Origin of the sequence: Streptococcus infantis (assembly GCF_047465035.1) — a bacterium.
GTDB lineage: Bacteria > Bacillota > Bacilli > Lactobacillales > Streptococcaceae > Streptococcus > Streptococcus infantis_T.
Map to the genome: position 1 here is coordinate 1 of NZ_JASHAQ010000005.1, position 21,649 is coordinate 21,649.

At 39.0% G+C, this 21,649-nt stretch carries 25 protein-coding genes; 17 read left to right on the top strand and 8 right to left on the bottom strand.

Going from position 1 to position 21,649, the window contains the following annotated elements; genetic code table 11:
* Positions 1–146: 146 nt before the first annotated feature.
* From QM406_RS03115 to QM406_RS03145, 7 genes are all read right to left on the bottom strand, one after another.
* Entirely contained in the window at positions 147–836 is a 690-nt protein-coding gene (locus tag QM406_RS03115) for a gamma-glutamyl-gamma-aminobutyrate hydrolase family protein (protein WP_414273384.1), read from the bottom strand.
* Positions 837–851: 15 nt separating this feature from the next.
* Positions 852–1,493, bottom strand: coding sequence for a redox-sensing transcriptional repressor Rex (locus QM406_RS03120; protein WP_311522274.1), 642 nt, complete (start codon positions 1,491–1,493; stop codon positions 852–854).
* An 80-nt stretch (positions 1,494–1,573) separates the two neighbouring features.
* Positions 1,574–1,789: a DUF4649 family protein gene (locus QM406_RS03125; RefSeq protein ID WP_414273385.1), complete on the bottom strand. Its 216-nt coding sequence runs from the start codon at positions 1,787–1,789 to the stop codon at positions 1,574–1,576.
* 9 nt (positions 1,790–1,798) lie between these two features.
* Positions 1,799–2,146 carry a DUF1831 domain-containing protein gene (locus tag QM406_RS03130; protein WP_414273386.1) on the bottom strand — a complete coding sequence of 116 codons (348 nt, stop codon included), beginning with the start codon at positions 2,144–2,146 and terminating at the stop codon, positions 1,799–1,801.
* A gap of 4 nt (positions 2,147–2,150) precedes the next feature.
* Positions 2,151–3,266, bottom strand: coding sequence for a cysteine desulfurase family protein (locus QM406_RS03135; RefSeq protein WP_414273387.1), 1,116 nt, complete (start codon positions 3,264–3,266; stop codon positions 2,151–2,153).
* Between the two features lie 15 nt (positions 3,267–3,281).
* A complete protein-coding gene (locus QM406_RS03140) occupies positions 3,282–4,226 on the bottom strand; it encodes a ribose-phosphate diphosphokinase (protein WP_049526337.1) in 945 nt (314 codons plus the stop codon).
* Positions 4,227–4,350: 124 nt separating this feature from the next.
* Positions 4,351–4,920 carry a CYTH domain-containing protein gene (locus QM406_RS03145; RefSeq protein WP_414273388.1) on the bottom strand — a complete coding sequence of 190 codons (570 nt, stop codon included), beginning with the start codon at positions 4,918–4,920 and terminating at the stop codon, positions 4,351–4,353.
* A gap of 134 nt (positions 4,921–5,054) precedes the next feature.
* Between QM406_RS03145 and QM406_RS03150 the strand changes: the two genes are divergently transcribed.
* The 17 genes from QM406_RS03150 (at position 5,055) to QM406_RS03230 (ending at position 20,462) form a co-directional block, all read left to right on the top strand.
* Positions 5,055–5,726: a GTP pyrophosphokinase family protein gene (locus tag QM406_RS03150; protein ID WP_000627444.1), complete on the top strand. Its 672-nt coding sequence runs from the start codon at positions 5,055–5,057 to the stop codon at positions 5,724–5,726.
* The gene (locus QM406_RS03155) at positions 5,710–6,528 is read left to right on the top strand and encodes an NAD kinase (protein ID WP_025171265.1); all 819 of its coding nucleotides are present in this window, start codon (positions 5,710–5,712) and stop codon (positions 6,526–6,528) included. Before QM406_RS03150 ends, QM406_RS03155 begins: the two co-directional genes overlap by 17 nt.
* Positions 6,525–7,424: an RluA family pseudouridine synthase gene (locus tag QM406_RS03160; RefSeq protein WP_223338466.1), complete on the top strand. Its 900-nt coding sequence runs from the start codon at positions 6,525–6,527 to the stop codon at positions 7,422–7,424. Before QM406_RS03155 ends, QM406_RS03160 begins: the two co-directional genes overlap by 4 nt.
* A 15-nt stretch (positions 7,425–7,439) precedes the next feature.
* The gene (pta, locus tag QM406_RS03165) at positions 7,440–8,414 is read left to right on the top strand and encodes a phosphate acetyltransferase (protein ID WP_049548636.1); all 975 of its coding nucleotides are present in this window, start codon (positions 7,440–7,442) and stop codon (positions 8,412–8,414) included.
* 104 nt (positions 8,415–8,518) lie between these two features.
* Positions 8,519–8,812, top strand: a complete 294-nt coding sequence (locus QM406_RS03170; RefSeq protein ID WP_414273389.1) for an antitoxin — start codon at positions 8,519–8,521, stop codon at positions 8,810–8,812.
* Positions 8,805–9,143 carry a type II toxin-antitoxin system RelE/ParE family toxin gene (locus QM406_RS03175; protein WP_414273390.1) on the top strand — a complete coding sequence of 113 codons (339 nt, stop codon included), beginning with the start codon at positions 8,805–8,807 and terminating at the stop codon, positions 9,141–9,143. The genes QM406_RS03170 and QM406_RS03175 overlap by 8 nt, the downstream gene beginning before the upstream one ends.
* Before the next feature lie 74 nt (positions 9,144–9,217).
* Positions 9,218–9,910: a YjjG family noncanonical pyrimidine nucleotidase gene (locus QM406_RS03180; protein WP_414273391.1), complete on the top strand. Its 693-nt coding sequence runs from the start codon at positions 9,218–9,220 to the stop codon at positions 9,908–9,910.
* A 61-nt stretch (positions 9,911–9,971) separates the two neighbouring features.
* A complete protein-coding gene (locus QM406_RS03185; RefSeq protein ID WP_414273392.1) occupies positions 9,972–10,625 on the top strand; it encodes a uracil-DNA glycosylase in 654 nt (217 codons plus the stop codon).
* A gap of 9 nt (positions 10,626–10,634) precedes the next feature.
* On the top strand, positions 10,635–11,099 hold the full coding sequence (locus QM406_RS03190; RefSeq protein ID WP_223326646.1) for an NUDIX hydrolase: 465 nt from the start codon (positions 10,635–10,637) through the stop codon (positions 11,097–11,099).
* A gap of 12 nt (positions 11,100–11,111) precedes the next feature.
* Positions 11,112–12,383 (top strand): dihydroorotase, encoded by a 1,272-nt coding sequence (locus QM406_RS03195; RefSeq protein ID WP_414273393.1) that lies wholly within the window; start codon positions 11,112–11,114, stop codon positions 12,381–12,383.
* A gap of 10 nt (positions 12,384–12,393) precedes the next feature.
* Positions 12,394–12,654, top strand: coding sequence for a hypothetical protein (locus QM406_RS03200; RefSeq protein WP_075230518.1), 261 nt, complete (start codon positions 12,394–12,396; stop codon positions 12,652–12,654).
* 11 nt (positions 12,655–12,665) lie between these two features.
* Complete coding sequence (locus QM406_RS03205; RefSeq protein WP_414273394.1) at positions 12,666–14,006, top strand: MATE family efflux transporter; 1,341 nt, start codon at positions 12,666–12,668, stop codon at positions 14,004–14,006.
* Positions 14,007–14,185: 179 nt separating this feature from the next.
* Positions 14,186–15,154 carry a thiamine pyrophosphate-dependent dehydrogenase E1 component subunit alpha gene (locus QM406_RS03210; RefSeq protein ID WP_070460439.1) on the top strand — a complete coding sequence of 323 codons (969 nt, stop codon included), beginning with the start codon at positions 14,186–14,188 and terminating at the stop codon, positions 15,152–15,154.
* A gap of 17 nt (positions 15,155–15,171) precedes the next feature.
* Positions 15,172–16,164, top strand: a complete 993-nt coding sequence (locus tag QM406_RS03215) for an alpha-ketoacid dehydrogenase subunit beta (protein ID WP_075231349.1) — start codon at positions 15,172–15,174, stop codon at positions 16,162–16,164.
* 327 nt (positions 16,165–16,491) lie between these two features.
* On the top strand, positions 16,492–17,535 hold the full coding sequence (locus tag QM406_RS03220; RefSeq protein WP_214261909.1) for a dihydrolipoamide acetyltransferase: 1,044 nt from the start codon (positions 16,492–16,494) through the stop codon (positions 17,533–17,535).
* Between the two features lie 38 nt (positions 17,536–17,573).
* Positions 17,574–19,277, top strand: a complete 1,704-nt coding sequence (gene lpdA / locus QM406_RS03225) for a dihydrolipoyl dehydrogenase (RefSeq protein ID WP_414273395.1) — start codon at positions 17,574–17,576, stop codon at positions 19,275–19,277.
* Between the two features lie 195 nt (positions 19,278–19,472).
* On the top strand, positions 19,473–20,462 hold the full coding sequence (locus tag QM406_RS03230) for a lipoate--protein ligase (protein WP_414273396.1): 990 nt from the start codon (positions 19,473–19,475) through the stop codon (positions 20,460–20,462).
* A gap of 71 nt (positions 20,463–20,533) precedes the next feature.
* Here QM406_RS03230 and xerS read toward each other — a convergent pair whose 3' ends face one another.
* On the bottom strand, positions 20,534–21,604 hold the full coding sequence (gene xerS, locus QM406_RS03235; RefSeq protein WP_414273397.1) for a tyrosine recombinase XerS: 1,071 nt from the start codon (positions 21,602–21,604) through the stop codon (positions 20,534–20,536).
* Between the last annotated feature and the right edge of the window lie 45 nt (positions 21,605–21,649).

The window sequence follows — 21,649 nt, forward strand, 5'->3', positions numbered from 1 at the left end:
GATAGGAAATATCCCTTTTTATTTTTCTCAAATACAGATTTTCGGATGGAATATCAGATGATGAGACAACATATTTTTGAAAAGTAAAAAAGACAAACGCCAAAAATGACATTTGTCTTCGTTCTGACCTGTATATGATACAGGTTTTACAATTCATTGACGACATAGTCGAAAAGTGTTTTATCTTTGGGGCGATTTTCAAAAAGAAATTCCGGATGCCATTGAACACCGAGGTAAGGGAAACCATCAGTCGTTGTTACAGCCTCGATAATACCATCTTTAGGATCATGAGCGACAACCTTTAGATTTGGAGCAAGGTCTTTAATGCTCTGATGGTGGAAAGAGTTGATATGAGAGATTTCTCCATAGATATCTCGAAGAATAGTATCAGGCTCAGTTACTAAACGTTGTGTTGTGTACTCGGCAGAACAATCCTGCCAGTGGTCTTCAATATCTTGATAAAGAGTTCCTCCCATAGCCACATTAAAGAGCTGGGTGCCTCGACAAACAGAAAAAATCGGTTTCTTTTGTTTGATGGCTTCTTTTATAAGAGCTAGCTCAAAAATATCTCTTTGAAGGTGGTAGTCATCGCTGTCGATTGTTTTAGGCTCACCGTAGAACTTGGGATCGACATTTTGTCCACCAGTTAAAATGAGTTTATCAATCAAGCCAATGTAGTAACTGGCCATTTCTTGATCACCAATTGGTAGGATAATGGGAATTCCCCCAGCTTCCTTGACTCCTTCAACAAAGCCCTTTGCAGCATAGCTCATCATAAGCTCATCATCAGGATGAGCTTTTTCGTTTCCTGTAATCCCAATAACTGGTTTTTTCATAAATGCTTACGCTTTCTAATCCTCTTTTCTCATGAAATAGAGGAGAGTTTGCAATTCACTAGTTAAATCCACATATTGAGCTACCACATCTTTTGGTAGTTGAAGATGAACGGGTGAAAAGCTTAAAATTCCTTTAATACCAGCATCGACAAGGAGATTGGCTACTTCTTGTGACTTGACACTCGGTACAGTTAAGATTGCAGTTTTAACATCTGCATTCTTTATTTTATCCTTGATTTGGGAAATTCCATAAATTGGGATTCCATCAGGGGTTTTCGTCCCAACTTCAGGATGATCATCCAAATCAAAAGCCATAATGATTTTCATTTTGTTTCGTTCGTGGAAACGGTAGTGAAGGAGTGCATGCCCCATATTACCAATCCCCACTAACATAACATTCGTAATAGAATTATCATTTAGAAGATCAGCAAAAAACGTCATTAGTTTTTTGACATCGTAGCCAAATCCACGGCGACCAAGTTCACCAAAGTAGGAAAAATCTCGTCTAACGGTAGCAGAATCAATACCAATGGCCTCGGCAATTTGTTTTGAGTTGGCTCTTTCAATCTTTTCTGCATGAAATCTTTTAAAGATACGATAATAAAGAGAAAGTCTCTTTGCTGTTGCTTTTGGAATAGCAGACTGTTTTTCTTTCACAAAATCACAACCTTTCTAAATACTATTTTATAGAAAGATTGTGAAAAAATCAACAAAAATAAGAAAAAACTAAGAAAATCTTAGTTTATCTTTGTAAAATCATAGTGAAATAGAAAACGATAGAGATCTCCCAGAAGACCTTGATAGATTTCTTTTCCCTTATAGGTAAGAGAAGTAATGACGGTCGTATCTGGAAGAGTCACACATCCTGAAAGTGACAACATGAGTGCTTCGTAATCTTCGTATTCTAAAATGCGATCGACTTGATAGGTATCCTTATAGGTTAATCGAAACATAGGGACCTTCTATCTTTCACTTTTAGTGAAGACACCACGCTCCACAAGACTGTCCATCAAGAAGTAGAATTTCTCTTGGTGGATATGAGTTTCTTCTGACTTAAAGATATCAACCAAACGTAGACCAAATTTATCAGTGATGTTGATTTTTGCACCAGTTAAGTCTTTGTTGATGATAATCTTAAGTTGGAAACCTTCTCCACTATTTGGAACCTTCTCAAGAAGGCGTGTTAATTCATAGTTACCAACCTTTGTTTCAAAAAAAGTGTTATCTTTTAGAGTAAACTTTTTGACAGTAGGGCTAAGTGTGTAATTATAACGGCAATTTTTAAGACTAATGGTTTTTTCGAATGCCATTGAGTTAACCTCCAATGATTTCTTTTAGAGTTTGTGCGAGAGTGATTATTTCTTGCTCTGTATTTTGAGGTGAAATGCTGACGCGAACGGATTCGTGTAAGCGAGGAGAGTCTTCACCGTAGAAAGCCTGAAGAACATGACTAACTTGAACGACACCTGCAGTACAAGCAGAGCCAGTTGAAATAGAAATACCTTCAAGATCTAGACGAAGGAGTAGTAGATCATTACGTTGACCTGGGAATCCAATATTAAGGACATAAGGTAGCTGGTCATTTCCTTGATTGAGGTAATAGTCTGTGTCAGCCATTTCCTTTAAGAATGTTTCTTTTAGTTTTTGAACCTTTTCAAAGTTTTGTGCTTGGTTTTCAAGATCATCCTTTAGAGCTGCTACCATTCCCACAATGGCAGGAAGATTTTCTGTTCCTGCTCTTTTTTTCTGCTCTTGATCGCCACCATGAAGGTAGGAGTCAAAATCTGTAGATGCAGCATAGAGAAAACCAACTCCTTTTGGACCATAAAATTTGTGTGCAGAAGCGCTAAGAAAATCAATTCCCAATTTTTCGGGAAGAATCTCTAATTTACCAACTGCCTGAACCGCATCGACATGATAGACGGCTGGATGATTTTTTAGAACTTCCCCAATTTCAGCAATAGGTAAAAGTGTACCAGTTTCATTGTTTGCAAACATAGTAGAAACAAGAATGGTATCTTCACGCAGTGCATTTTTGACCTGGTCTGCAGTAATTTCTTGATTTTCAGGCTGTAAAATAGTCACTTCAAAACCGAAATTTTCAACCAAGTATTTGATGGGTTCTAGAACAGCATGGTGCTCAATCGCAGTAGTGATAATGTGCTTTCCACGATTTTGATGGCGAAGGCAGTAGCCGATGATAGCAGTATTATTGCTTTCAGTACCACCAGTGGTAAAGAATATATGTTGTGGCTTTGTTCCTAGTAAACTTGCTAGTTCTTGACGAGCTTCTCGTAATAGTTTACCTGCTTGGCGCCCATGTCCATGAATACTAGAAGGGTTGCCATAAGTTTCTTGCATGACTTGAGTCATTGCTGAGATAGCTACTGAAGACATCGGAGTCGTTGCAGCATTATCCAAATAAATCAAAAACTCACCTAATTTCTATTTAAATAGTGGACTAACTGGTTTTCTTTCATGAATACGAACCATAGCATCACCAATCAATTCGCTAGCAGTGATATATTGTACGTTTTTAGGTTTTCTACTTTCTGTCAATACAGAATCTGTAACCAAGATTTCCTTAATATTTGTTGCATCTAATAACTCTGCAGCACCGTTAACAAATAGTCCATGACTTGAAACCGCGTAGATTTCAGTAGCACCATCGCGTTCCAAAATTTTAGCAGCTTCAGAGAAGGTACGGCCAGTGTTCAGAATGTCATCGATCAAAATTGCCTTTTTACCTTCGACATCTCCGATGATGTAACCTTGACTGCGTTCAGAATCATCTTGTGCATAATCAATGATGGCAATTGGAGCATCAAGATATTCAGCAAGACTACGAGCACGTTTTACACCAGAGTTTTTAGGACTAACAACAACCACATCGGAGCCAGTCAACCCTTTGTCACAGTAGTGTTTTGCAAAAAGTGGGATAGTATAGAGGTTATCAACTGGAATGTCAAAGAAACCTTGAACCTGAACGGCATGGAGGTCAAGAGTCAATACACGACTAACTCCTGCTTTCACCAACATATTTGCAACCAGTTTTGCAGTAAGTGGTTCGCGCGAAGAAGCGATACGGTCTTGGCGAGCGTAGCCGAAGTATGGAAGTACAACGTTAATGGTATTAGCACTAGCACGAACACAAGCATCAACCATAATCAAGAGTTCCATCAAGTGGTTATTTACTGGATAACTAGTTGATTGGATGATATAAACATCATATCCACGAACACTTTCTTCGATGTTAACTTGGATTTCACCATCTGAAAATTGGCGTGAAGATACTTTTCCAAGTGGAACACCTGCAGCATCTGCGATTCTTTGAGCAATTTCCTGGTTGGAAGATAGTGCGAAAAGTTTCATGTTTTTTGTATCTGACATCGATAAACCGTCCTCTTTAAACTATGTGAATCGCTGTAGTAAAACACTTTTAATGATAAATGCTCTCTACAAAAGATTCTATTATTTTTCATCCCTTTTATTTTATCAAAAAAAGAAGATTATTTCAGTATTTTTTCATATTTTCTATAAAACGAACCAATTTCGAAGGAGCTTTTTTGTAATGGATTTCATTGACTTGTAAAAATTCTTGGAAATCAAGGCTACCTTGCTTACCATCTTCTACTTCTAATTCAAGCTCATAGTCAACAATATCAAAGTATTCACTTTGATCAAGAGCCATGAGTCCGATAGGAGTTTGCTTTTCGTAACGAACAGTAGTTAGGCAACCTAAAACTACCCAGCCACTGGTTGAAAGTCCACGGCTAGTCAATTCGTCAAGAATCATTCCTTGTGGAAGTTTACATTCTTTGAGACAATAGTTTGCTTCCTCTAGGCTTAAATCTTGATTGTACTCCATATTTCCAACTTTTTGTGGAATTTTTATGGTCAATTCAGCGCTATTTTCAAAAGTACGAATGCGCATAGCAATTTTATGCTTACGAATGTAAAAATCAGGCGTGTCTAGGTAGTAATTTTTTTGTGTAATAGGTGTGACTCCTGAAAAGTGCTCCTGCAATCTTTGATATTCATCCTTTTCTAGAAGTGTTTTCATTTCAATTTCTAAATGTTTCATTTTTTTTACTTTTTCCTTATCTTTGAAAGCGATTGTATGGTATAATAAGCATTGTATTTATTGTATAAGATTTTTCCTAGAAAATCAAAAACTAGATAAATCGAAGTGTATAGAGAATTGGATGAAAAAGATATATGATTACAGAATGGGAAGAATTTTTAGATCCTTACATTCAGGCTGTCGGAGAGCTGAAGATAAAACTCCGAGGTATTCGAAAACAATACCGCAAACAAAATAAACATTCTCCAATTGAGTTTGTAACTGGTCGAGTCAAACCGATCGAAAGTATAAAAGAAAAAATGGCTCGTCGAGGGATTGGATACGATACGTTGGAACAGGACTTGCAAGATATTGCAGGTTTACGCGTCATGGTTCAATTTGTAGATGACGTGAGCGAGGTTGTTGCCATCCTTCGTAAGAGGCAAGACATGAGAGTGGTACAAGAACGTGACTACATTACTCATCGAAAGGCTTCAGGCTATCGTTCTTACCATTTGATTATTGAGTATACTGTGGATACGATCAATGGGGCAAGAACGATTCTGGTGGAGATTCAGATTCGTACCTTGGCTATGAATTTCTGGGCTACCATCGAGCATTCTCTTAATTATAAATATCAAGGGGATTTTCCAGAAGAAATTAAGAAACGTCTGGAAATCACAGCAAGAATCTCTCACCAATTGGATGAAGAAATGAGTAAAATTCGTGATGATATCCAGGAAGCACAGGCACTCTTTGATCCATTGCATAGAAAGTTAAATGACGGGGTAGGTAATAGTGACGATACCGATGAAGAATACAGGTAAACGAATTGATCTAATCGCTAATCGCAAACCTCAAAGTCAACGAGTCTTATATGAATTAAGAGATCGACTAAAAAAGAATAACTTTATATTAAATGATAAACATCCCGATATCGTGATTTCCATAGGTGGGGATGGGATGCTTTTGTCTGCTTTTCACAAGTATGAAGACCAGTTGGATAAGGTTCGCTTCGTTGGTGTTCACACAGGTCATTTAGGCTTCTATACGGACTACCGTGATTTTGAACTAGATCAACTGCTTACTAATCTACAGTTGGATACTGGGGCTCGTGTGTCTTACCCACTGTTAAATGTAAAGATATTTTTGGAAAATGGAGAAGTGAAAATTTTCCGAGCTTTGAATGAGGCTAGCATTCGGAGAGCTGATAGGACTATGGTTGCCGATATTATCATTAACCAAGTGCCATTTGAACGTTTTAGAGGAGATGGCCTAACGGTATCTACGCCAACTGGGAGTACAGCCTATAATAAATCTCTTGGTGGAGCTGTTTTACATCCTACTATTGAGGCCCTACAATTGACAGAAATTGCGAGTCTTAACAATCGTGTCTATAGAACCTTAGGTTCTTCTATCATTGTACCTAAGAAGGATAAGATAGAATTGATACCAACTCGTAATGACTATCATACGATTTCTGTTGACAATAGCATTTATTCTTACCGTAATATTGAAAGAATAGAATACCAGATAGACCATCATAAGATTCATTTTGTAGCAACACCAAGCCATACTAGTTTTTGGAATCGTGTCAAAGATGCCTTTATTGGTGAGGTGGATGAATGAGGTTTGAATTTATTGCTGACGAACACGTCAAGGTAAAGACATTTTTGAAAAAGCATGAAGTCTCTAAAGGTTTGCTGGCCAAAATCAAGTTTCGAGGTGGAGATATTCGCGTAAACGGTCATCCACAAAATGCAACCTATCTCTTAGATATTGGGGATGTGGTTGTCATCGACATTCCTCCTGAGGAAGGTTTTGAGACACTGGAAGCAATTGATTATCCACTGGATATTCTGTTTGAAGATGATCATTTCTTAATTCTAAACAAACCCTTTGGTGTGGCCTCGATTCCTAGTGTCAATCATTCCAATACCATTGCCAACTTTATCAAGGGCTACTATGTGAAACAGAACTATGAAAATCAGCAGGTTCACATTGTAACCAGACTAGATCGCGATACTTCGGGTCTCATGCTTTTTGCTAAACATGGTTATGCTCATGCTAGACTAGACAAGCAGTTGCAGAAGAAAGCCATTGAAAAGCGCTATTTTGCTCTGGTTAAAGGAGATGGGTTTCTGGAACCTCAAGGTGAAATCATTGCTCCAATAGCCAGAGATGAAGATTCTATCATCACTCGCAGAGTAGCAAAAGGTGGCAAGTATGCCCATACTTCCTATCGAATAGTGCAGTCTTATGGCAATATTCATCTAGTTGATATTCGACTACATACGGGAAGGACACACCAGATTCGTGTTCATTTCTCCCATATCGGTTTCCCTTTGCTTGGCGATGACCTCTATGGTGGTAGTCTTGAACATGGCATAGAGCGCCAAGCTCTACATTGCCATTACTTATCGTTTTATCATCCTTTTCTTGAAGAGCAGCTGGAGATGGAAAGTCCACTGCCGGATGATTTCAACACTCTTATAACTCAGTTATCAAATAATAATATATCTTAAAAGGAGTCAAAACTCATGGAAGTTTTTGAAAGTTTAAAAGCCAACTTAGTTGGTAAAAATGCACGTATTGTCTTGCCAGAAGGTGAAGAACCACGTATTCTTCAAGCTACAAAACGCATCGTAAAAGAAACAGAAGTTATCCCTGTCCTACTAGGAAATCCTGATAAAATTAAAATCTATCTTGAAATCGAAGGAATCATGGATGGTTATGAAGTCATCGACCCAGCCCACTACCCTCAATTTGAAGACATGGTAGCATCACTTGTAGAACGTCGTAAAGGAAAAATGACTGAAGAAGAAGCTCGCGAAATTTTGGTTAAAGACGTGAACTATTTTGGTGTTATGTTGGTTTACATGGGCTTGGTAGATGGAATGGTTTCAGGAGCTATTCACTCTACTGCGGCAACTGTTCGCCCAGCCCTTCAAATCATTAAAACTCGTCCTAATGTTAGCCGTACTTCAGGTGCCTTCCTCATGGTTCGTGGTACTGAACGTTACCTCTTTGGTGACTGTGCCATCAATATCAATCCTGACGCTGAAGCTTTGGCAGAAATTGCGATTAACTCTGCAATTACAGCTAAGATGTTTGGTATCGAACCAAAAATTGCTATGCTAAGCTATTCAACTAAAGGTTCTGGTTTTGGTGAAAGCGTTGATAAGGTCGTTGAAGCAACTAAGATTGCTCATGATCTTCGTCCTGACCTTGAAATCGATGGGGAATTGCAATTTGATGCTGCCTTCGTTCCAGAAACAGCTGCTCTCAAGGCACCAGGAAGCAAGGTTGCTGGACAAGCAAACGTCTTTATCTTCCCAGGTATCGAAGCAGGAAATATTGGCTACAAGATGGCAGAACGTCTCGGTGGCTTTGCAGCAGTTGGTCCAGTATTGCAAGGTTTGAACAAACCAGTTAATGACCTTTCTCGTGGATGTAACTCAGATGACGTCTTCAAACTTACACTAATCACAGCAGCACAAGCTGTACACCAATAAAATAAAAGATAGCTCCTTTTCTGTTAAAGGAGCTTTTCGTTGAATTTCAAATCTAAAGATGATAAAATGTATTTACAAATCATCTTTACAAAGAGGTATTAATCATGGCAAGTACTCAACCTGTTAATTTTAGAGCAGATTCGACTTTTTACCAACAAACGAAAGAAATCTTAGCTGATGAAAAGTTAACCCTATCAGATATTTTTAATGCTGCACTTCGTAAAATTGCGACAGGTGCAGTTGATCCTAAAGAGTTCGTATTTAGTGATTTACAAGAGACTCAATATCAGGTTGCTTTTGAAGACTTGAAAAAGGAAATCTTGATGGGACATCAAGAAATTGAGCAAGGTAAACTAACGTCTTTGGCAGGTGTAAGAAAGGAATTTGGACTTGACTAAGCATAAGCGTTACCATGTTTCTCTTACGGATCAAGCTAAGAAAGACTTGAGAGAAATACATGATTATATTGTACTGAATTTTTACAGCCAGCAATCTGCCGATAGTAAACTAGACCTTATTCTAACGGCACTAGAAACTTTAGAAACCTTTCCAGAAGCATGTCCTTTGGTTTCAAGTCGAGGTTATGGTGAATTAACAGATGACGGAAAACGTTATCGATATATGCCAATTGAAAATTACTTAGCTTTTTATTATATCGACAAATATGAGGTTTATGTCTCCAGAATTTTAAATTCCAAGCAGAATTGGGCTAAGTTATTCAATAAGTAGAGGTAAAATTTTTTAAATTTTTTTGAATCATTTAGTCCCACTCTTTGTCCCCTCAAGAAAGGAAGTTTTTAAAATTGAAATACAAATTTCTATTATTCGACCTAGATCACACACTGCTCGATTTTGATACTGCTGAGGATATAGCTCTGACGCAAATCTTAGAAGAAGAAGGAGTTGAGGATATCCAAGCATACAAGGATTATTATGTACCTATGAACAAATCACTTTGGAAGGATTTGGAACAGAAAAAAATTACAAAAAAAGAATTGGTCAATACACGTTTTGCAAAATTGTTTGCTCATTTTGGTATTGAAAAAGATGGGGCCTACTTAGCAGAGCGCTACCAGTTTTTCCTATCGAAACAGGGGCAGACTTTCCCAGGTGTGGAAGATTTATTAAAAAATTTGATACATCAGGGCTATGAACTCTATGCTGCTACAAATGGAATTACCTCTATTCAGACAGGTCGTTTGGAGCAATCTGGTATTGCACCATTTTTCAAGAAAATCTTCATTTCAGAGCAACTCCATACCCAAAAACCAGATGCAGCATTTTATGAGAAAATTGGAGCTCGAATCCCTAACTTTGATAAAGATCATGCCCTTATGATTGGTGATTCCTTATCAGCTGATATTCAGGGTGGAAATAATGCGGGGATTGACACGATTTGGTACAATCCTCATCATCTCGAAAATCACACACAATCCCAGCCGACTTACGAAGTCCATTCTTATCAAGGCTTGCTGGATTGCTTAGATAAACTGTAAAAAGTGGTTTCCATAGCCACTTTTTGCTATAATAGAGGCAGTATTAACGAAGGAGTCGGCTATGGAACACTCATCTTGGCATGCTTTGATCAAGGAGCAATTACCTGAGGGTTATTTTGGAAAAATCAATCACTTTATGGAGCAAGTCTATGCTCAGGGAACTGTTTATCCGCCTAAGGAAAAAGTTTTTCAGGCTCTTATAACAACTCCTCTGGAAGAGGTTAAGGTAGTGATTCTGGGACAGGATCCCTATCATGGGCCTAGTCAAGCTCAGGGCTTGAGTTTTTCAGTTCCAGATACTATTCCAGCACCTCCTTCTTTGCAAAATATTTTAAAAGAGCTTGCGGATGATATTGGGGTAAAACCGTCACATGACTTGACCTCTTGGGCAGAGCAGGGTGTTTTGCTTCTCAATGCTTGCTTGACTGTCCCTGCTGGGCAGGCTAATGGTCATGCTGGTCAGATATGGGAACCTTTTACAGATGCTGTGATCAAGGTTGTCAATAACCTAGATAAACCCGTAGTTTTTGTACTCTGGGGAGCCTATGCACGTAAGAAGAAGTCCTTGGTTAAAAATCCTCAACACTTAATTATCGAATCAGCTCATCCAAGTCCTCTTTCTGTTTACAGAGGATTTTGGGGCTCCAAGCCTTTTTCCAAGGCCAATGCATTCTTAAAAGAAACAGGACAAGAGCCAATCGATTGGCTTAGATAAGGAGAGAATATGCCTCAGTTAGCGACAATTTGCTACATTGATAATGGAAAAGAATTGCTCATGCTCCATCGCAATAAAAAGCCTAATGATGTCCATGAAGGAAAATGGATTGGTGTGGGTGGTAAGCTGGAGCGTGGTGAGACTCCACAGGAATGCGCAGCGCGTGAAATTCTCGAAGAAACAGGGCTCAAAGCCAAGCCAGTTCTAAAAGGTATCATCACTTTTCCTGAATTTACGCCAGATTTAGACTGGTACACCTATGTTTTTAAAGTGACGGAGTTCGAGGGTGACTTGATTGACTGCAATGAGGGAACGCTAGAATGGGTTCCTTATGATGAAGTTTTAAGCAAACCGACTTGGGAAGGAGACCATACCTTTGTCGAGTGGCTCTTAGAGGATAAGCCTTTCTTTTCAGCCAAGTTTGTCTATGATGGTGATAAGTTATTGGATACCCAAGTGGATTTCTACGAATAAAGGAGTAAAGCGATGTTAGTAATCAAAAACGGCCGTGTGATGGATCCAAAGTCTGGTTTGGATCAAGTTTGTGATGTTTTGGTTGATGAAGGGAAAATTGTTCAAATCTCTCCTGAAATCCAGGAAGAAGGTGCTCAAGTAATAGATGCTACTGATCTTGTGGTTGCGCCTGGATTGGTAGATATCCATGTTCATTTCCGTGAACCTGGTCAAACACATAAAGAAGACATCCATACAGGAGCACTAGCAGCAGCTGCAGGTGGTTTTACGACAGTCGTAATGATGGCTAATACCAATCCAACTATCTCAGATGTTGAGACTTTGCAGGAAGTCCTTCAATCTGCGGCCAAGGAAAAAATTAATGTAAAATCTGTCGCAACGATTACCAAAAACTTTAATGGCCAAGATTTGACAGATTTTAAGGCGCTTTTAGAAGCTGGTGCTGTTGGTTTTTCTGATGACGGAATTCCTCTTGAAAGTAGTAAAGTTGTCAAGGAAGCTATGGAAAAAGCTAAAAAACTCAACACCTTTATTAGCTTGCATGAAGAAGATCCTGGTTTAAATGGTACGCTTGGTTTTAACGAAAATATCGCAAAAGAACATTTCCATATCTGCGGTGCTACTGGGGTTGCAGAGTATGCAATGATTGCGCGTGATGTCATGATTGCCTATGCAACCAAGGCTCATGTTCATATCCAGCATTTGTCTAAGGAAGAAAGTGTTAAAGTTGTAGAGTTTGCTCAAAATATGGGAGCAAACGTAACTGCAGAAGTAGCACCACAGCATTTCTCTAAAACAGAAGCACTCCTTTTGACACAAGGTAGCAATGCTAAGATGAATCCTCCACTTCGTTTGGAATCAGATCGTCGTGCCGTGATTGAAGGTCTCAAGTCGGGTGTCATCACAGTTATTGCGACAGACCACGCGCCTCATCATGCAGATGAAAAAAATGTTGAGGATATTACCAAAGCGCCATCTGGTATGACAGGTTTGGAAACATCTCTTGCTCTCGGTTTGACTTATTTGGTCGAAGCTGGTGAGTTAAGTTTGATGGAATTGCTCGAAAAGATGACCTATAACCCAGCCAAACTTTATAACTTTGAAGCAGGTTACTTGGCTGAGAACGGTCCAGCAGATATCACTATTTTTGATGCCAAGGCTGACCGTCTTGTGGACTCCCATTTTGCTTCTAAAGCGTCTAACTCACCATTTATCGGTGAAAAGTTAAAAGGGCAGGTTAAATATACTATCTGTAAGGGCCAAATCGTTTATCAAGCAGAGTAGGAGCTTGAGGATGAATTATTTTCGTAAACTTAGAGATAGAAAAAGAAAGGCTTGTCACGGAGTGTTTTGTCCTGCTGCCAACCGTACTAAACTTCAATATGAAACCAAGGAAAAAGCTGACCACGCCGTAGACTATGATAATGGTGGCTTGGTTAGGAGCTATTATTGCGACACTTGTAATTGTTGGCACACGACATCGAAAGCTAGTAATCCACCATTAAGCTTGAAAAAATACGGCTTAAAGCTTTTTGGCTTGGATGAAAAGGAGTAGAAAGAGAAGGTATGTACTCAACTCAACATCTCAAAGATAAAATTATCTTATTTTTAAAAATATTCTTTCCGATATTGATTTACCAATTTGCTAATTATTCGGCCTCCTTTGTTGATACAACAATGACGGGTCAGTATAATACACTGGATCTGGCAGGAGTTTCCATAGCTACAAGCTTATGGAATCCTTTTTTCACCTTTCTGACAGGGATTGTCTCAGCCTTGGTCCCTATTATTGGTCACCATTTGGGACAAGGAAAAAAGAAAGAAGTTTCTTCGGATTTTTATCAATTTCTTTATTTGGCTTTAGCCTTATCTATCGTACTTTTTGGCTTGGTTTTCTTTTTAGCACCAATTGTATTACAATTCATGGGATTGGAAGTGGCTGTATCCAGCGTTGCCATACGTTATCTGTGGCTCTTAGCCATCGGTATTATTCCTCTCTTGCTTTTTAGTGTTATTCGATCGCTACTTGATACGCTAGGACTGACAAAATTGTCTATGTATCTCATGCTCCTCTTGCTACCCTTAAATAGTGGTTTCAACTATGTATTGATTTATGGAGCTTTTGGTTTTCCTGAGTTAGGAGGTGCAGGAGCAGGTCTGGGGACTTCCCTTGCCTACTGGGCTTTGTTGCTGATTTCGGTTTTGGTCTTGTTAAAGCATAAAAAGCTCAAGGAATATCAACTCCAAAGACCTATGCCTCTACAAATCAAAAAAATCAAGGAAGCTATTTATCTTGGTCTACCAATTGGTGGGACGGTATTTGCTGAAGTTGCCATTTTTTCAGTTGTTGGTTTGATTATGGCGAAATTCTCATCACTTATTATTGCCAGTCATCAGTCAGCTATGAATTTTTCAAATCTGATGTATGCTTTTCCTATGAGTATTTCAACTGCTATGGCTATTGTGATTTCTTATGAGGTAGGAGCTAAACGATTGGACGATGCTAAACAGTATATTCATATTGGGCGTTTAACAGCTATGGTGTTTGCAGTTTTAACACTTAGTTTTCTCTACATCTATCGTGAAAATGTAGCCAGATTATATGGTCAAGATCCAGAATTTATCCAACTGACAGCTTCTTTTATGACCTATAGCTTGTTCTTCCAGTTAGCTGATACCTTTGCGGCACCTTTGCAAGGGATTTTAAGAGGTTACAAGGATACGATTGTTCCTTTTTGCCTTGGTCTTCTTGGATACTGGAGTGTTGGGATTCCGCTTGGGTTATATCTTGATTATTCGACTAGTTTAGGTGCGTACTCCTATTGGATTGCTCTCATCATTAGTTTAATGGTAAGTGGAATTCTTTATCAGTGGCGTTTACAAGTTATTATGAAAAGATTCAAATAATTTGTTGAAAAATAATGAAAAAATAACTTGTGAAATTTGTATTTTATATAAAGAAAAGTCTTGGTTTTACTGACTTTTCTTTTTGTATATTGTGAAAAATTGCAGGCATATTTTTTGACACAAATTAACATATACAGTAAAATAGAACTATAAGAAATTAAACTTAGAAAGGCAAGATTATGTCAACTTTAGATAAAAATCTTTTGCTTGAGATGTTCCGTAAGATGGAAGAAATTCGTCGTATGGACTTAAAAATTGCTCAATTAGTAAAAAAAGGTAAAGTGCCCGGTATGACGCACTTTTCTGTTGGTGAGGAAGCTGCCAACGTTGGGGCTATGTTAGCTCTAAACGAAGATGACCTCATAACCTCAAACCACCGTGGTCACGGACAAGCCATTGCTAAGGGTATCGACCTCAATGGGATGATGGCTGAAATCCTTGGTAAGTATACAGGGACTTGTAAAGGTAAAGGTGGATCAATGCACATCGCCGACCTTGATGCAGGTAACCTTGGTGCCAACGGTATTGTTGGTGGTGGTATGGGAATCGCAGTAGGTGCAGCCCTTACTCAACAAATGAAAAACACTGGTAAAATCGTTGTCTGCTTCTTTGGTGATGGTGCGACTAACGAAGGTGTATTCCATGAAGCTGTTAATATGGCTTCAATTTGGAATCTTCCAGTAATTTTCTACTGTATCAATAACGGTTATGGAATCTCTGCCGATATTAAGAAAATGACAAATGTCAAGCATATCCATGAGCGTAGTGCTGCTTACGGTATTCCTGGAATGTTTATCGAAGACGGTAACAATGTTATCGATGTCTACGAAGGATTTAAGAAAGCAGTTGACCATGTTCGTTCTGGTAAAGGCCCTGTCTTAATCGAAAGTGTAACCTATCGTTGGCTTGGTCACTCATCATCAGACCCTGGTAAATATCGTACACGTGAAGAAGTCGATATGTGGAAGGAAAAAGATCCAATCGAAAACCTTCGCAAATACCTTGTTGAAAATAAGATTGCTAGTGCAGAAGAACTTGAAGAAATTCAGGCTCAAGTCAAGGAAGCAGTGGAAGCATCTGTTAAGTTTGCAGAAGAAAGCCCATTCCCTCCACTAGAATCAGCATTCGAAGATATTTACGCAGACTAAGGAGAAGTAGAGAAAATATGGAAACTAAATTAATGTCTTTCCGCGATACCATTATCCTTGCAATGTCTGAGGAAATGCGTCGTGATGAAAATGTGCTTTTGATGGGTGAAGATGTCGGAGTTTTCGGTGGAGACTTCGGTACTTCAGTAGGTATGCTTGAAGAATTTGGTCCAGAACGTGTTCGTGACTGTCCGATTTCTGAAGCTGCAATTTCTGGTGCAGCTGCTGGTGCTGCAATGACTGGACTTCGTCCAATCGTAGATATGACTTTTATGGACTTTTCTGTAATTGCCATGGATGCTATCGTTAACCAAGCCGCTAAAACTCGTTATATGTTTGGTGGAAAAGGTCAAGTACCAATGACAATCCGCTGTGCAGCTGGTAATGGTGTAGGTTCTGCAGCACAACACTCACAATCATTAGAAACATGGTTTACGCATATCCCAGGATTGAAAGTAGTAGCTCCAGGTACACCAGCTGATATGAAAGGACTTCTTAAGTCTTCTATTCGTGATAACAACCCTGTTATCATTCTTGAATACAAATCAGAATTCAACCAAAAAGGTGAAGTGCCTGTTGATCCTGACTACACCATTCCACTTGGTGTCGGAGAAATCAAACGCGAAGGTACTGATGTCACTGTTGTAACTTACGGAAAAATGCTTCGTCGTGTTATGCAAGCAGCTGAAGAGTTAGCTGAAGAAGGTATCTCTGTAGAAGTAGTAGACCCACGTACCTTGGTTCCACTTGATAAAGACATCATCATTAACTCAGTTAAGAAAACTGGAAAAGTGGTTCTTGTCAATGACGCTCATAAGACAAGTGGATTTATCGGAGAAATCTCAGCTATCATTTCTGAATCAGAAGCATTTGATTACTTGGATGCACCTATTCGCCGTTGTGCTGGTGAAGATGTACCAATGCCTTATGCACAAAATCTTGAAAATGCAATGATTCCGACAGTTGAAAGCATCAAAGATGCAATCCGTAAAACTTATAACAAACAATAACACATAATATAAATTATGTAAAAAAATTAATTAGACGAGAAGCTTTGTATCTTTTAGGTGCAGAGTTCTCTGCGTTCTTGATATCTTAGATTAGAGCACGGGCTAAAAGCTCGGAAAAAAGATAAATCTCCTTGACTTCATCGAAGTCTGCGTAGATTTCCTATTTTTCAGTCGCTTTTAAACGCCCTTAGTATCTTATAATTGAATTCGGACGGAGGTCTGCGAAAAAAAGATAGATTTCCTTGTGTTCATGGAACACATCGTCAATCTCCTATTTTTTCATTGCCCTCTTCGTCCTTAATATCTTGTAATAGAATAGGAGAGGTCATGGCTGATGATAAGCTAAGAGCGACTCCTGCAGCTAGAAAATTAGCGGATGATTTAGGAATTAATCTCTACGATATTTCTGGCTCAGGCGCAAACGGTCGTGTCCACAAAGAAGACGTGGAAACATTTAAAGACACTAATGTGGTTCGCATTTCACCACTCGCAAAACGAATTGCACTAGAGCATAATATTGCTTGGCAAGAAATCCAAGGAACTGGTCATCGTGGTAAGATTATGAAGAAAGACGTTTTAGCCTTCCTTCCTGAAAATATCGAGAACGATACCATTAAGTCTCCTGCACAAATCGAAAAAGTGGAAGAAGTTCCTGATAACGTAACACCATACGGTGAAATCGAGCGTATTCCGATGACACCGATGCGTAAAGTTATTGCTCAACGTATGGTTGAGTCTTACTTGACTGCACCAACCTTCACGCTAAATTACGATGTAGATATGTCTGAGATGCTTGCCCTTCGTAAGAAGGTCCTTGAACCAATCATGGAAGCAACTGGTAAGAAAATCACTGTTACAGATCTGCTTTCACTTGCGGTTGTTAAGACACTTATGAAACACCCATACATCAATGCTTCATTGACTGAAGACGGCAAGACAATTATCACCCACAACTACGTCAACCTTGCGATGGCTGTTGGTATGGATAATGGTCTTATGACTCCAGTCGTCTACAACGCTGAAAAGATGAGCTTGTCTGAGTTGGTAGTTGCATTCAAAGATGTCATCGGACGTACTTTGGATGGTAAACTAGCTCCTAGCGAATTGCAAAATTCAACCTTCACAATCAGTAACTTGGGGATGTTTGGTGTTCAATCATTTGGTCCTATCATCAATCAACCAAACTCAGCAATTCTCGGGGTTAGCTCAACAGTTGAGAAACCAGTTGTAGTTAATGGTGAAATCGTGATTCGTCCAATTATGAGTCTTGGATTGACAATTGACCACCGTGTCGTAGATGGTATGGCTGGTGCTAAGTTTATGAAAGACTTGAAAGCTTTAATTGAAAACCCAATCTCAATGTTGGTTTAAAATATTTGTTTTAGAAATATAGATAGAGGAAGTAAGATATGGCCTTAGAAGTAATTATGCCAAAAGCCGGCGTGGATATGACAGAAGGACAAATCGTCCAATGGAATAAAAAAGTCGGAGAATTTGTAAAAGAAGGAGAAATCCTTTTGGAAATCATGACTGACAAAGTCAGCATGGAATTGGAAGCAGAAGAAGACGGTTATTTGATCGCTATCCTAAAAGGTGACGGAGAGACTGTCCCTGTTACTGAAGTTATCGGTTATCTTGGTGAAGAAGGGGAAAATATCCCAACAGCTGGAGCATCTGCACCAGAAGCAAGTCCAGCACCTGCAGCAAGTGCTTCGAACGATGATGGTAAGAGCGATGATGCTTATGATATCGTTGTTATTGGTGGTGGACCTGCTGGTTATGTTTCTGCCATTAAAGCAGCTCAATTAGGTGGTAAGGTTGCTCTTGTTGAGAAATCTGAACTTGGTGGAACTTGTTTGAACCGTGGATGTATCCCAACTAAAACTTACCTTCACAACGCCGAAATTATCGAGAATATCGGTCACGCAGCAAATCGTGGTATCGTAATTGAAAATCCTAACTTCACTGTTGATATGGACAAACTTTTAGAAACTAAATCTAAAGTTGTTAATACTCTTGTTGGTGGTGTTGCAGGACTTCTTCGTAGCTATGGAGTTGATGTTCATAAAGGTATCGGTACTATTACTAAAGATAAGAATGTCTTGGTAAACGGTTCTGAATTACTTGAAACTAAGAAGATCATCCTTGCTGGTGGTTCAAAAGTAAGCAAAATCAACGTTCCTGGTATGGAATCATCACTTGTGATGACGAGTGACGACATCCTTGAAATGAATGAAGTGCCAGAAAGCCTTGTTATCATCGGTGGTGGGGTTGTCGGTATCGAACTTGGTCAAGCCTTCATGACATTTGGTTCAAAAGTAACTGTTATCGAAATGATGGATCGTATCGTTCCAGCTATGGATGCTGAAGTATCTAAGAACCTTCGCTTGATCCTCGAGCGCAAAGGTATGTCTATCTTGACGGGTACTAAACTCCAAGAAATCATTGAAGAAGACGGCAAACTCCGTATCAAAGTTGAAGGAAAAGATGATATCATTGCTAACAAAGCTCTTCTATCAATCGGTCGTGTTCCAGATCTTGAAGGTATCGGAGAAGTTGAGTTTGAGTTAGACCGTGGTCGTATCAAGGTTAACGAGTACATGGAAACTTCTGTTCCAGGTATCTACGCACCAGGTGATATCAATGGTACTAAGATGTTGGCTCACGCTGCCTTCCGTATGGGTGAAGTAGCGGCTGAAAATGCTCTTAAAGGAAACCACGCTGTTGCCAAATTGAACTTGACTCCTGCAGCTATCTATACACTTCCAGAAGTAGCAGCAGTTGGTTTGACTGAAGAACAAGCTCGTGAGAAATATGATGTCCAAATCGGTAAATTCAACTTTGCCGCAAACGGACGTGCAATTGCATCAGATGCTGCTCAAGGATTTGTTAAAGTCATTGCAGACAAGAAATATGGTGAAATCCTTGGTGTTCACATCATTGGTCCTGCAGCAGCTGAATTGATCAACGAAGCGTCAAGCATCATCGAAATGGAAATCACTGTTGAAGAAATGCTTAAGACAATCCACGGACACCCAACATACTCAGAAGTTATGTACGAAGCGTTTGCGGATGTTCTTGGAATGGCTATCCATTCACCTAAGAAAAAATAAATAAGTTTTTCAACTAAATTTTCTTAAAGTAGTACGGACGGCAGCGACCTCTATTAGAGTTCCATGTCTAAAAATTGAGCCTCTTGTCTCAATTTTTCCGAGAAATGTAACGTGTTATCGTTACATTTCTTTTTACCACTTTAGAAAATTGGATTGTTATGAACAGAATTTAAAAACTAGATTTTTGGAAATACTATGAAATACATTATCAATCATTCAAATGACACTGCCTTTAATATTGCTTTAGAGGAATATGCTTTTAAACATCTTTTGGACGAGGATCAAATCTTCCTTCTTTGGATCAACAAACCATCTATCATTGTAGGACGTCACCAAAATACGATTGAAGAAATTAACCGTGACTATGTTCGTGAACACGGAATTGAAGTAGTACGTCGTATCAGTGGTGGTGGAGCAGTTTATCATGATTTGAACAACCTCAACTATACAATCATTTCAAAAGAAGATGAAAACAAGGCCTTTGACTTCAAGAGCTTCTCTACTCCAGTTATCAACACTTTGGCGGAACTTGGTGTTAAAGCTGAATTTACAGGCCGCAATGATCTTGAGATCGAGGGTAAGAAATTCTGTGGAAATGCTCAAGCCTATATCAATGGACGTATCATGCACCACGGTTGCTTGCTCTTTGACGTGGATTTGTCAGTCCTAGCTAACGCACTAAAGGTATCTAAAGATAAGTTCGAATCTAAAGGGGTTAAATCAGTCCGTGCTCGAGTAACTAATATTATCGATGAGTTACCAGAAAAGATCACTGTTGAAGAGTTCCGTGACCTACTTTTGGAATACATGAAAAAAGAATACCCTGAAATGACAGAGTATGTATTCTCAGATGAAGAATTGGCTGAAATCAATCGTATTAAAGATACTAAGTTTGGAACTTGGGACTGGAACTATGGGAAATCACCTGAATACAATGTCCGTCGTGGAACTAAATTCCCAAGCGGTAAGGTTGAAATTTTTGCTAATGTTATTGAATCCAAAATCCAAGATATTAAGATTTACGGCGACTTTTTCGGTATCGAAGATGTAGCAGCAGTAGAAGATGTCCTTCGTGGTGTTAAATACGAACGCGAAGATGTACTTAAAGCACTTCAAACCATTAACCTAGGTCGTTACTTCGCAGGAATCACTGCAGAAGAAATTGCTGAGGCGGTTGTTGAATAAAATAAAAAGAAGTTGGTTAGTCCAACTTCTTTTTTTGGAAATTTGATTTACATAATTTATATTATGTATCTTTACAAACTATCTAAAGCATTTTTTTGCTCATCATTAACGATATGGGTATACAAGTCAGTAACTTGTGTGCTTGCATGTCCTAGCTGGTGACTGACCAGAACCTGTGATTTGGTTGCATCATAGAGACGAGTTGCTAGTGTATGACGCAGTTTATGGGGTGTTACGCGGACTTTGAAGTCTTCTGAATACTTGGCTACCATCTTTTCGACACTAGAAGCGTCAATACGGTTTGGAACACCTCTATATAAAGTTAGAAAGAGAGATGTATCAGTCTTTTCTGTCTTATAACGTTTGTCTCGAATAGCAAGATATTGCTCCAGATAAGGCTTAGCAAAGGCAGCGACATTAACCGAGTCTCGTTTTCCACCTTTTCGAGTAACATCAATCACCATCATCTTGAGGTTGAGATCTCGAAGGTCTAGGTTAACGGCTTCAGAGAGACGGACACCAGAAGCAAGAAGCAGTGCAATGATGGCTAAATCTCGCTCTTTATTCTTGTTAAAGGATGATAAAGCACGATTTGAGAGAGTTTTAGGGTATTCCTCATCGATATAATTCAAAAATCCCTCTGTTTCATCGCCTAAAAAGAGCTTTTGCTTGATATTTTCAGCTCGCGCCGCCAAGGTTTCTTTCTTTTTCTTGGTAGCAACCTTCTTCATAACATTGCGATAGAAATAAGGTTCACCTTGCTCATTTTCAACTTCCTCAGTCAAATACTTATAAAGACTAGAAAGCGCAGATAAAGTACGGTTAATGGTTGTTTGAGAAACCCCGTTTTTCGTCGTATTGGCATTGAGCAAAGGACGTTCACGTAAGTAAAGAATAAAAGATTCCATGTCTTTCTTTGTCATATTCTCAAGTACATCTAAAGGTATATTTGCCATGGTGTCAGCATTCGATATACCAGATTCTAAAACCCAGCTGAAAAATCGATCGTATTCCTTTAAGTATTCGTACAAGGTCGTAAAACTGTATGGAACAGCTAGTTTTGATTGATAATATTCCAAAACATACCAGGGCATGACTTGTTTAAGTTTATCAATCCGTTCTAATAAGATCTCGCGTTTCATGTTTTTTCTCCAAATCTTTCTATACTAGTAGTATAGCATAGCCAG

Bases quoted from the DNA above. Each gene is read 5' to 3' on its own strand.
- QM406_RS03115 (WP_414273384.1), bottom strand. From the start codon at position 836: ATGAAAAAACCAGTTATTGGGATTACAGGAAACGAAAAAGCTCATCCT.
- QM406_RS03125 (WP_414273385.1), bottom strand. From the start codon at position 1,789: ATGTTTCGATTAACCTATAAGGATACCTATCAAGTCGATCGCATTTTA.
- QM406_RS03130 (WP_414273386.1), bottom strand. From the start codon at position 2,146: ATGGCATTCGAAAAAACCATTAGTCTTAAAAATTGCCGTTATAATTAC.
- QM406_RS03140 (WP_049526337.1), bottom strand. From the start codon at position 4,226: ATGTCAGATACAAAAAACATGAAACTTTTCGCACTATCTTCCAACCAG.
- QM406_RS03145 (WP_414273388.1), bottom strand. From the start codon at position 4,920: ATGAAACATTTAGAAATTGAAATGAAAACACTTCTAGAAAAGGATGAA.
- QM406_RS03150 (WP_000627444.1), top strand. From the start codon at position 5,055: ATGATTACAGAATGGGAAGAATTTTTAGATCCTTACATTCAGGCTGTC.
- QM406_RS03155 (WP_025171265.1), top strand. From the start codon at position 5,710: ATGAAGAATACAGGTAAACGAATTGATCTAATCGCTAATCGCAAACCT.
- QM406_RS03160 (WP_223338466.1), top strand. From the start codon at position 6,525: ATGAGGTTTGAATTTATTGCTGACGAACACGTCAAGGTAAAGACATTT.
- pta (WP_049548636.1), top strand. From the start codon at position 7,440: ATGGAAGTTTTTGAAAGTTTAAAAGCCAACTTAGTTGGTAAAAATGCA.
- QM406_RS03170 (WP_414273389.1), top strand. From the start codon at position 8,519: ATGGCAAGTACTCAACCTGTTAATTTTAGAGCAGATTCGACTTTTTAC.
- QM406_RS03185 (WP_414273392.1), top strand. From the start codon at position 9,972: ATGGAACACTCATCTTGGCATGCTTTGATCAAGGAGCAATTACCTGAG.
- QM406_RS03190 (WP_223326646.1), top strand. From the start codon at position 10,635: ATGCCTCAGTTAGCGACAATTTGCTACATTGATAATGGAAAAGAATTG.
- QM406_RS03195 (WP_414273393.1), top strand. From the start codon at position 11,112: ATGTTAGTAATCAAAAACGGCCGTGTGATGGATCCAAAGTCTGGTTTG.
- QM406_RS03200 (WP_075230518.1), top strand. From the start codon at position 12,394: ATGAATTATTTTCGTAAACTTAGAGATAGAAAAAGAAAGGCTTGTCAC.
- QM406_RS03205 (WP_414273394.1), top strand. From the start codon at position 12,666: ATGTACTCAACTCAACATCTCAAAGATAAAATTATCTTATTTTTAAAA.
- QM406_RS03210 (WP_070460439.1), top strand. From the start codon at position 14,186: ATGTCAACTTTAGATAAAAATCTTTTGCTTGAGATGTTCCGTAAGATG.
- QM406_RS03215 (WP_075231349.1), top strand. From the start codon at position 15,172: ATGGAAACTAAATTAATGTCTTTCCGCGATACCATTATCCTTGCAATG.
- QM406_RS03220 (WP_214261909.1), top strand. From the start codon at position 16,492: ATGGCTGATGATAAGCTAAGAGCGACTCCTGCAGCTAGAAAATTAGCG.
- lpdA (WP_414273395.1), top strand. From the start codon at position 17,574: ATGGCCTTAGAAGTAATTATGCCAAAAGCCGGCGTGGATATGACAGAA.
- QM406_RS03230 (WP_414273396.1), top strand. From the start codon at position 19,473: ATGAAATACATTATCAATCATTCAAATGACACTGCCTTTAATATTGCT.
- xerS (WP_414273397.1), bottom strand. From the start codon at position 21,604: ATGAAACGCGAGATCTTATTAGAACGGATTGATAAACTTAAACAAGTC.